Here is a 9,872-nt window from a genome sequence, read left to right as displayed (position 1 = left end):
GACGCCTTGAGCTTACAGGAGACGGTCAGGACTTGGCTCATAAGTTCATTGTACTTCATCAAAGCGCATTCCTCCCGACACTGACCCTACGGGTACAGTGCGGGGCTCCTGCGATTTCTAGCTGACCGTTAGCGATGAAGATATCCATACCCTCATGGGCAGTGGCCAGGTGAACTTTGACCAAATCCACCCCATTTCCACCAGAACGGGTGTGTTCTGGGGCCAAGGTATCACCCTTTCCCATTGGGCAGATAGAGTTCGCAGCAGCCCAGCAAAAAGCTGCCCTGATCGCGTCAGCAGGTCGTATCTTGGTCGGCCAGTTCTGGCGAAAGCCTTTCACAAAGCAGGCCGTAGGTCTTTTGCCTGGATCCCTAGACCAGCAGCGGGGCTTTGCGCCAAGCCTTGGGCTGCTGGAACCGGTGCAGATCTCGGATCAGCCGCACCCAGCCGTCAGACATGGACTCCACCAAAACTTTGCCTTTCTCCGGCGTGGCGGCGGTGGCATCGCCCAAAACTCCGCTCTGGGTGAGATCGCGAGTTGCCCAAGCGAAAGGGATCCGCCCTTCCATGCTGAGCAGGCTGTTTTCCGGCAGATCGTGGGGATATTCGCAGACCAATCGGTCGGTTCGCACCGTGTCCGGCAAAAGGTGCATCAGCATACTGGTCTCCCCATCGCCGGCGTGAATACCCAATTCCCGCTCTTTCTCGGTAAACAGCTCTCGTCCTTCGTGGGGAACCCGCCAGACCGACACCGGAAACAGCATGAAATCTTCATACTTCTGGTGAAGATCGCGGGCAACAATCTCCAGCACCTGTGGCTGGCCACCGTGGGAATTGAGGAACACCAGCTTGCGAAACCCAGCTCGGTAGATGCTCTCTGCCACTTCTGTCAGCACCGCCATCAGGGTTTGAGCCGAGAGGGTAATGGTGCCGGGGAAATGCCAATGCTCGTTGGCTTTGCCGTAACATTGGGTGGGCAAAACATAGGCTGGGATCTCAGGCTCCAGCTTCTCCATGGCGCGCCCAATGATCGCCGTGCCGATGCAGGCATCCACCACCAGGGGCAGGTGGGGCCCGTGTTGCTCAATCGAGGCAACCGGCTGAATGATCACCACGTTCTCTTTGTCGGGCATGGCCTGGATCTCCGTCCAGGTCAGGTAGGGGAAAAAGCGGTGGGGCGGGACAAAAGTGTGCATCATGGCGGGATCCGTTCAAGTTTGATCAGAAAGCTACCTAGCACCATGCCACAAAATCGGGTTCACGAAATGCCCGCAAAGACGGGATCCCCGGCCAACCCGCCTGCCAAAGAAAAGTAAGGAGGCCATCGATTAGGATCAGTACAGTCCATATCGTCTTCAGTTAACGATTGCATGACCCTGTTGCCTCGTTTGCCCGCCCGATGTGGCTCTGTGGAGAATATCCCTTTCAGAAGCCGCCCTTTGCCTGCCCCGGTGGAGGTGGGCAGCACTCCACCCTCACCCCGTCCCATCCTCGCCCTGCCAGGGTCGCAGGCCACCCTCTATGCGGAGCTGATTCAGGTTTCTCGCCACAGTCTTGAGGCAGGCTCTGACACCCCGCCGCTGCTCTGGGTGCGGCCTCTCCTGCTCAGGCAGGGATCCCAAGTCTTCAACCTGCGGGCCACCTCGGATTTGCTCTGGCCTGCTGCCGGCTTTGTTCCGGCCTATGCGGAGGAGGTATTGCCCCTTCTGGAACAGGCAAGGGATCCCGCTCCCCACGAGCTCCCTGCCCGACAGCAGTTGCAGGCCTTTCTGCGACAAGTTTGGCGAGGCTAGGCTGCCCCGGAATGGCCAAGGGAGGCGGCCAACCTTTGCAAAGCCGATGCCAACATCGCTAGAGCCGCGTCAATTTCTGCCGGGGTGACGATCAAGGGGGGCACAAAGCGCACCACCTGGGATCCTGCCGGCACCAACAACAGCCCGCAGTCCATGGCTGCCTTGACCACTTCAGCCGCCGGGATGCGCACCACCAAGCCCTGAATCAGGCCCCAGCCCCGCACTTGCTCAACGAGCTGCGGAAACTGCTCCGCCAAGCGGGACAGCCCCTGACGCAGATACACCCCTGTCTGCTGGGCATTCCAAACCAAACTCTCCGACATTAGCGTGCGGCAAACCGCCAGGCCCACCGCACAAGCCAAGGGGTTGCCCCCAAAGGTGCTGGCGTGATCCCCCGGCTGAAACACGGCGCAAAAGTCTTTCGCCAACAAGGCCCCGATGGGGATCCCACCGGCCAGGCCCTTGGCCAAGGTGAACACATCCGGCTCCACCCTCAGGTTACAGTGGCCCCACAGCATGCCAGTACGGCCCATGCCCACCTGCACCTCATCCAAAATCAGCAGAATGCCCCGCTCGCTGCAGATCCGGCGCAACCGTTGAAAATAGGCGGGATCCCCCGGCACAACCCCCCCTTCCCCCTGCAACGGCTCCAACAGCACGGCACACACCCGCTCGCCCCAGCGCTCCAACACCGCTGCTGTGCCCTCGATGTCGTTGTAGGGAACGTAATCAAAGCCGGGCACCAGAGGGGCAAAGTCTTTTTGGTATTTGGGCTGGCCGGTGGCGGTAATGGTGGCCAGGGTGCGGCCATGGAAGCTGGCATGGGCGGTGAGGATCATCGGATCTTGGATCCCGCGCACCGTGTGGGCATACTTGCGGGCCAGCTTAATGGCTCCCTCATTGGCTTCCGCCCCTGAGTTGCAGAAAAACACCTTGTCGGCACAGGAGTGCTGGGTCAGCCATTGAGCCAGTTGTGCCTGCGGCTGGTTGTAGTAAAGGTTGGAAACATGGTGCAACTGTTGTGCCTGCTCGGTGAGCGCCTGAATCCACAGCGGGTGGGCATGCCCCAGGGTACAGGTGGCAATGCCGGCCACAAAGTCCAGGTACTCGCGCCCCTGCTCATCCCAAACCCGACACCCCTGCCCGCGCACCAAGGTCAGGGGATAGCGCCCGTAGGTGGACATCACATGCTCGGCAAACAGCTCGGCAGTTGTCGGGGATCCCGAGGGGGCACTGGCAAGAGGCGAAGTTAGAGGAGACATGGCCGGTAAAAGATTGCTGTCGTGTTGGCGGCGCGGAGCGCTTTGGGGCTGGCGCAAGCCGTGTTTCGAGTGTACCACCCTGCTTTGGAGATGATATTCTGGCGGGGCCAAAGATTCAGGGATCCACAGCAAACAGACAGAAGCAAACAGACAGATGTCGCGGCGGGGGGTAACGGTCTGGTTTACGGGATTGAGCGGGGCGGGCAAAACCACCCTGAGCTGCGGCGTGGCCCAGCAGTTGCGCGCTTGGGGGCTGCCGGTGGAAGTGCTCGATGGGGACCTGGTGCGGCAACATCTCACCAAGGGTCTGGGCTTCAGCAAAGTGGATCGGGAGGAGAACATTCGCCGCATCGGCTTTGTGGCGGAGATGCTGACTCGGCACGGGGTGATTGTGCTGGTGTCGGCCATTTCCCCCTATCGGGCAGCACGGCAGGAGGTACGGCAGTATATTGGCAGCTTTATCGAAGTCTTTGTGGATGCCCCCCTGGAGGTGTGCGAACGCCGGGATGTGAAGGGCCTCTATCGAAAGGCGCGGGCAGGCTTAATCCAGCACTTTACCGGTATTGACGATCCCTACGAGCCGCCGGAACAGCCGGAGGTGGTGTGCAAAACTGCCGAGCAAAGCATCCCCGAATGTATTGACCTGGTGATACAAAGCCTAAAAAGCAGAGGTTATGTCTAACAGGCCCCCTGCTCTTACGCTGCCCGTAGAGGGTGGGCTTCCCCCCGGAGTAGCTGCAAAGAACCTAGAATTAAGAAGGGCTTACAAGCAACTCTTATGGATTCGACATCGGCATCGGCCACTCCCATTTCGGCGCGGTGGATCTGGCGAGGGCAGTCAGTTCATTACGTCAAACAGGGTGAGCAGGGGCAGCCTCTGCTTCTGGTGCACGGCTTTGGAGCCTCCACCGACCACTGGCGCAAGAACATTCCCGAATTGGCTCAACACTACCAGGTGTACGCCATCGATTTGCTGGGTTTCGGTCGCTCCGCCAAGCCCAACTGGGACTACTGCGCCGAAATCTGGCGGGATCAGCTGCGGGACTTTTGCCAACAGGTAATCCGTCGGCCTGTGGTGGGGATCGGCAACTCCCTGGGCGGCTATGTGGTGCTCAGTTTTGCGGCGGAGTGGCCGGAGTGGGTGCGGGGCGTGGTGCTTTTGAATGGGGCAGGTGGGTTTTCCACCCTCAAGGGATCCCCGACCGGATGGCGGCAATGGATAGGCGGATTGGTGGGCTGGGGCCTGCGCCAGCGCCTGGTGTCTTACCTGCTGTTTCAGTATTTGCGGCAGCCGCACGTGATCCGAGCCAAGCTGAAGCAGGTTTACTACGACCCGGCAGCCGTGACCGATCAGCTGGTCGAGGCCATCCATCGCCCCACCCAGGATCCGGGGGCTGCCGATGTGTTTGTGGCCTTGATGCGAGGTGGGCAGAAGGGACGGTATGTAGATGAGCTGCTGTGCAGCTTGGTGCGCCCGCTGTTGTTGATCTGGGGAGAACGGGATCCCTGGATGCGGGCTCGGGAACGCTCTAAGCTGTACCGGGCCCACTACCCTCAAGCAGTGGAATACTTCCTGGAGGCTGGCCACTGCCCCCACGATGAGCGCCCCGAAGAGGTCAATGCCCTGATTCACCGGTGGATCGAGACCGGGATCCCAGCCACCACTTCTCCCCCCATTTCCAAAGCTGCCCCTGTATCGGAAGTCCATCCCTAGGCGGCCCGTCTAGCTTGGGCTGTCCAACAATTCCTCCTGGGGATCCCCTTCTAGGCCGATGGTGTACTTAGACCATTCTCGATGGGAACCACTGCCGACGGCTTTGGAGATTTCAAAGTAAAGAGTGCTGTGGGGACGGCGGGGTTGGCGCAGCAGGGGCATACCGGCTTCGCGGGGGGTGCGGTTCCCTTTTTTCACGTTGCAACGCACACAGGCACTGACCACATTTTCCCAAGTATCCCCGCCGCCACGAGACCGAGGGATCACGTGATCCAGGGTGAGATCTTCGCCGAAGCAGCCGCAGTACTGACAACGATGCCCATCCCGGTAGAGGACGTTGCGGCGCGTAAGTGGGATCTCCTTGTGGGGAACGTGGACATAGTGGCGCAGACGAATGACAGTGGGCAAGGGAATGTTGCCGTACACCACTCGGCCATTGTGCTCGATTTGCTCGGCCTTGCCCTTAAGCAAAAGAACGACTGCCCTGCGCCAACTGGTGATGTTGAGCGGCTCGTAGGAGGCATTCAAAACCAAAACCTTGCCCATAGTGCCGCGCACCGCTGACGGGATCCCCAACCCAAGCCGGAAGGCGCCAGCCCCCTGAAGTTATGCAAAATGTTAACACAGCTTTAGATTCAAGCAGTAGGAGTTCTGTGCTCCAGGAGATATTCCCGGCTGCTGCGAGAGCGCTACTCTGGAAAAGATCTGTTGGCAAGGGCGTGTTCAATCCTAGGGCATTACGTGGGGTTTCCCGAATAGGCTGAACTTTATTGAGGTGATGAAGCTGGAACTGAAATCTTCAACTCAACAGCAGGATCTGCCCCAAAAGAGAAATCCAGGCGAGGGATCCCGCTGGCTGATGGGTTTGGCCATTGTGCTGCTTTGTCTGGGATCCCCCAACCGCTGGTGGCACTGGTTTCCGGGGGCGCTGCTGGGCCTAGCCCTGCTGTTTGGCCTGTGCGAGCAACGGCAAGGGTGGGCGCGGTGGCGTTTGGCCTATGGCCTCTGGTTTTGGGTTTGCCTGTATGCCTTCTGGGTGGATCCCTTCTCGGTTAAGGTGTTGAGCGCCTGGGAGATCCTGGGGGGCGTGGTGGTGGCTCCCCTGATCCCCCTCTTTTTCACCACTGCTACGCTCCTCAGTTTGGAGCTGAGCCGCCCCCTGCCGGCTTGGGCACGTCCGCTGGGCTTGGCCACGGTCTGGACAGGCTTGGATGGGCTGTTGGGCTTGCTCTGGTGGCCCATCCCTTTCCACTGGGGATCCCTGTTGTTCGACTGGCCCCTCGGGATCCAAGTAGCCGATGTTACGGGGATCTGGGGGGTTACCTTCTATGCCGTGTTCGTCAATGGGGTTCTTTGGCAGATGGCCAGGCAGATTTCTAGCCGGTGGCAGGCGGCCGGGGGATCCCTGAGAAACGTTTTGGGTGAGATGCTCAGGAACAGGGATTTCTGGGGTACGCTCGCCTGCGGCCTGGGGTTGACGGGGCTGGTCTTGGCCTATGGAAGCGCACGCCTGGCCTACTTCGATGCCTTGGCCGTCGAAAACAGGGATCCTGACTTTCGGGTAGCGGCAGTGCAGCAGGTGGCTTGGCTGGAAGCCGATCGCAGTTGGAACTACCGCCTGGAGCGCTACCGGGAGCTGCATCAGCTTTCTGCCCAGGGGGTGGCTGCCGGGGCGCAGTTGGTGGTTTGGCCGGAGGGGGCGCTGCGGGCACGGCTGCTGAATACTGGCCTGGAACCCTACGTGATCGAGCCAATGCAAGCGATTCTGCCGCCGGAAGGCGCTTTGATTACGGGGGCAACAGAGCCGGATCCCCGCACAGCCCATTTGCCGGAAGAGCAGCAGCGATTTTTTAATACGGCCCTGTTGTTTGACGCCCGGGGCAACTTGCTGGATGGGTTTGGCAAGCAGTGGATCTTTCCCTATTTCGAGTCGGGGCGCTACGTGCCTTCACCCGATGGCTATCGGCCTCTGGACGGAGGGGAGCTTTTCGGGCCTTTGGGGGTGATGATCTGCTTGGAGAGCGTCTTGCCTGCGCCCAGCCGAACTTTAACCCGTCGCGGCGCCGAGTCTTTGATCGTGATTTCGGATGATAGCTGGTTTGGTAATAGCCACTGGCCGATGTTGCATGGCCAGCTCTCGGTTTTCCGGGCTGTGGAAAATCGGCGTAGCGTGGTGTTTGTCAACAACACCGGCGGCAATTTGGTGGTGGATCCCTCAGGTCGGCTCCAGCAGGTTGGCCCCATCTTTCAGCGGGGGGTGATCACGGGAGAGGTGAGGCGGCGTTCTGAGACAACTTTCTACAATCGCGCGGGGGATTGGCTGGCGTGGCTGACGTTGGGGCTATCTTTGGGGCTATGGCGCTGGGGATCCCGAGCAAGGCAAGGATGAGTTAGAATCGATAGGCCCACCGGTGGGTCTGCGGATTCTCCTATCCAGTCCTCACTTCAAAGCCCTGCTGATGTAGCTCAGTTGGTAGAGCAGCTCACTCGTAATGAGCAGGTCGTCGGTTCGAGTCCGATCATCAGCTTTCTGGAGTTGAACACCTCAGAGTCCCTTTGGGAGAAGAGTTGGGGGTGGTCGCGGAAGCGGCGCGGAGCGTTTGGGCAGCAGCGATCATTCTTTCGAATTGCAGTGAAACCTTGGAACGGCTACAGTTGTGGAGGGCACCAGAAAAGATTTCGGGTAGAGACCCCCAAAGAATGGAGAATATCTCTCATTACCCCTGTGCAGTACTTCCAATGCTCAGGATCTGCACACATGCGGTCGGGATTTAACTCCATCTCATAATGGATAACATTGGGGATCCCGGCAAACTCATCAGAAGACTGAGGAGAAACAATCAGCAGCAGAAAAGGCTTGCCCCTGCGCTTAGCCGCCAGCTTATCCATTAAGTCAGCAACGGCCTCTCGCCGGCAACCCCCTGTGCGCACAAACAAGACTTTATCGGCTTTTTCCAAAACATACATAAAACGCTTGGCGCGAGCAGTGTAGCGAGTTCGCATTCGCTCATGGATGGGGTGCATATTCTGAAGTGGATCCTCCCCCTCTTCCACCTCATGGCCAAAGGAGAGGCCCGTCCACTTGCTGTGGTAAATTCGCTTATCTTCAGGGCTGTAGTGTAAATATTGCGGATCCCACATGCCCTGAAACTCGTTGTGGATCATATCGGCCACATCGGCCAAATTGCTGGTGCGCGTCAAATCAAAAGGAAAGGCAGGCCCATCATATTCCAACTTGTAGAGCAGCATTCGCACCGCGCAGCGATCCCCCAACGGTACAATGGCAACACGATGAATATCCGATAATTTGCAGGTGTATTCCAGCAGCATGACCGATCCAGGAGCAGCCTTTACCCGACTTTCGAGGCCACCTTCCCCGATCATCAGGGTTCGGAAGAGAGCTTCGCGGTGGCTCGGATCTTCGTAAACACCCATCGGCATGGCTTTGAGAGCAGCCCGCACTTCCTTCCACATGGGGTGGATGTTGTACTCGTGATTGCTCTGGTTGATCACGCACAGGCGAGGCATGGGATTAGAAGAGCCTTCTGAGGATCCACTGAGCTTGAGAAGGATCAACGATCCATCCTCGAAGATCGTTTCTACTGATTCCGAGGAAAAGAACTGAGCTATTGGGGAGAAGACCAGATCGGCATCCGCAGGAACGGAGAGGGTGGTTTGCACCGAACCATCTTCTTGTACGGAAAGGGAATATAAGGTAGCATCCCCTAGCCTTTCATCGCTTCTGCCAATATACAGACCCGGCTGTAGACCTGCTTTTTGGAAAGCGGCTTGCAAAGGTTGCCAAGTGGGCGTGATGGTGTAAGGGTAGGGAGTTATATTCACGATGCGAAATTGGTTTTTGCCTGTTTCTGCAGTCACCCAAAAACCATGCTCATCTGCAAAAACGACCCGTTCTCCAACGGGTTGAGCAAGCTTTCTACGAGCTGAACTAACTTGGCCGGGATCCAGAAGAGAGAGATCGATGGCCTCAAACATGACCTGATGACCCTTGGAATTGGGGTGAGCTGGGTCAAAAGCAAGGTCTGGTTTCCAGCGGCCCTGTCCATCTTCCAAATGAGGCAGCCAATTGAACACAGGGCATCCCCAGCTGAGCATTCTTTGCTGAGTTTCTTGCAAAAGAAGATGCTGTTCTGGGCCGTAGTTTGCATGGGGATAAACCCCCCCCAGGATCGGCAAGGCTCCAATGTCTTGAATTCGCTGAATTAACCGCCGCAGGCCGTTTTCAAACCGTCTCTGCAGGGCGCGGCGATGCTGGGGCAAGGCCGATGCCAAGCCTTCATTTCCCAAAGACAAAGCAACAATAACGACATCGGGATGTTCAGGGATCACCGCCTGCTCAAACCGCAACAGAGTTCGGCTGACGTTTGCCCCCAGTTCAGAGAGATTTCGCACTTGATGGCCATAGCGTTCTTGCAGAGCTTTCTGCAACAGCCAAGCCCAACCTCGCAACAGCCAGGCGCTGCACCCCAGGGCAACAGAACTGCCCAAAATGACGACTTTTAGCCCTTGCGGATTTTCCGGTTCGACCTCAGGAATGGGATCGGCAAAATAGCCGTAAGGATAGGCAGGGATCCGGCCAAACTCCCCATCCTCGACAATCAAAACTGCCGGTAAAGGTTCTGGTTCAAGGGGCACCCAGCGATTGACAGCGGTGGATTCCCAAATCACTTCGCCACCGGCTTGCACGCGCAGATATCGGTACTCCACTCGAGGAGTTTCTTTTAAACATCCACTGTAGGGTAACAGCGGGCCGGGCGCGCCATCTGCCGGGCTCAACGGCAACTCTACCCACCACAGCGGATAGCGAGTCGGATCCGTTTGCAGCCAAATGCAATGGCAGGGATCCCAGGAGCCCAATTTTGCGCTGGATCCCACCAAGGCAATTCTCTCGCCCGGCTGGGTGATGGCACGAACCTGGAAGCGATACATAACGTTTTCCTGGCACAGGATTCAATGGGAAATTGTGGGGCTGCGCGGGCGGACTGCACTCACTCATCACCCAATCAACAGCTCAGCAGCCGGCTGAGAAGGGCAAGAGCCTGGGAGCTGATCCCATCTCTGCTGTTTTATCCGGGAAAAAGA

Annotated in this window: 8 protein-coding genes and 1 tRNA gene; 5 read left to right on the top strand and 4 right to left on the bottom strand. The window is 58.2% G+C overall.

Annotated features, from left to right (window positions below; genetic code table 11):
* Positions 1–371 precede the first annotated feature (371 nt).
* A complete protein-coding gene (locus tag NW805_RS08750) occupies positions 372–1,196 on the bottom strand; it encodes a creatininase family protein (protein WP_011433035.1) in 825 nt (274 codons plus the stop codon).
* Positions 1,197–1,439: 243 nt separating this feature from the next.
* Here NW805_RS08750 and NW805_RS08745 point away from each other — a divergent pair, with 243 nt between their 5' ends.
* Positions 1,440–1,793 (top strand): hypothetical protein, encoded by a 354-nt coding sequence (locus NW805_RS08745; RefSeq protein ID WP_414422265.1) that lies wholly within the window; start codon positions 1,440–1,442, stop codon positions 1,791–1,793.
* Here NW805_RS08745 and NW805_RS08740 read toward each other — a convergent pair.
* Complete coding sequence (locus NW805_RS08740) at positions 1,790–3,055, bottom strand: aspartate aminotransferase family protein (RefSeq protein WP_414422264.1); 1,266 nt, start codon at positions 3,053–3,055, stop codon at positions 1,790–1,792. The genes NW805_RS08745 and NW805_RS08740 overlap by 4 nt on opposite strands.
* A 154-nt stretch (positions 3,056–3,209) precedes the next feature.
* On the opposite strand from NW805_RS08740, the gene cysC reads away from it, so the two are divergent.
* Positions 3,210–3,737 (top strand): adenylyl-sulfate kinase, encoded by a 528-nt coding sequence (gene cysC / locus NW805_RS08735; RefSeq protein WP_414422263.1) that lies wholly within the window; start codon positions 3,210–3,212, stop codon positions 3,735–3,737.
* A gap of 96 nt (positions 3,738–3,833) precedes the next feature.
* The gene (locus tag NW805_RS08730; RefSeq protein ID WP_414422262.1) at positions 3,834–4,769 is read left to right on the top strand and encodes an alpha/beta fold hydrolase; all 936 of its coding nucleotides are present in this window, start codon (positions 3,834–3,836) and stop codon (positions 4,767–4,769) included.
* A gap of 9 nt (positions 4,770–4,778) precedes the next feature.
* On the opposite strand, the gene NW805_RS08725 is transcribed toward NW805_RS08730, so the two are convergent.
* Entirely contained in the window at positions 4,779–5,315 is a 537-nt protein-coding gene (locus NW805_RS08725) for an HNH endonuclease (protein WP_011433030.1), read from the bottom strand.
* A gap of 232 nt (positions 5,316–5,547) precedes the next feature.
* Between NW805_RS08725 and lnt the strand changes: the two genes are divergently transcribed.
* Complete coding sequence (gene lnt / locus NW805_RS08720; RefSeq protein ID WP_414422261.1) at positions 5,548–7,158, top strand: apolipoprotein N-acyltransferase; 1,611 nt, start codon at positions 5,548–5,550, stop codon at positions 7,156–7,158.
* Between the two features lie 66 nt (positions 7,159–7,224).
* Positions 7,225–7,297 (top strand) — tRNA-Thr (locus NW805_RS08715).
* Positions 7,298–7,418: 121 nt separating this feature from the next.
* On the opposite strand, the gene NW805_RS08710 is transcribed toward NW805_RS08715, so the two are convergent.
* Positions 7,419–9,719 (bottom strand): DUF1796 family putative cysteine peptidase, encoded by a 2,301-nt coding sequence (locus NW805_RS08710; protein WP_414422260.1) that lies wholly within the window; start codon positions 9,717–9,719, stop codon positions 7,419–7,421.
* Between the last annotated feature and the right edge of the window lie 153 nt (positions 9,720–9,872).

The sequence above is a fragment of the Synechococcus sp. W60.1 genome (assembly GCF_047461575.1).
In the GTDB taxonomy this organism is placed as follows: domain Bacteria; phylum Cyanobacteriota; class Cyanobacteriia; order Thermostichales; family Thermostichaceae; genus Thermostichus.
Note: the sequence above shows the minus strand (reverse complement) of the source record. Positions and strands in the feature narration are given on the sequence as shown.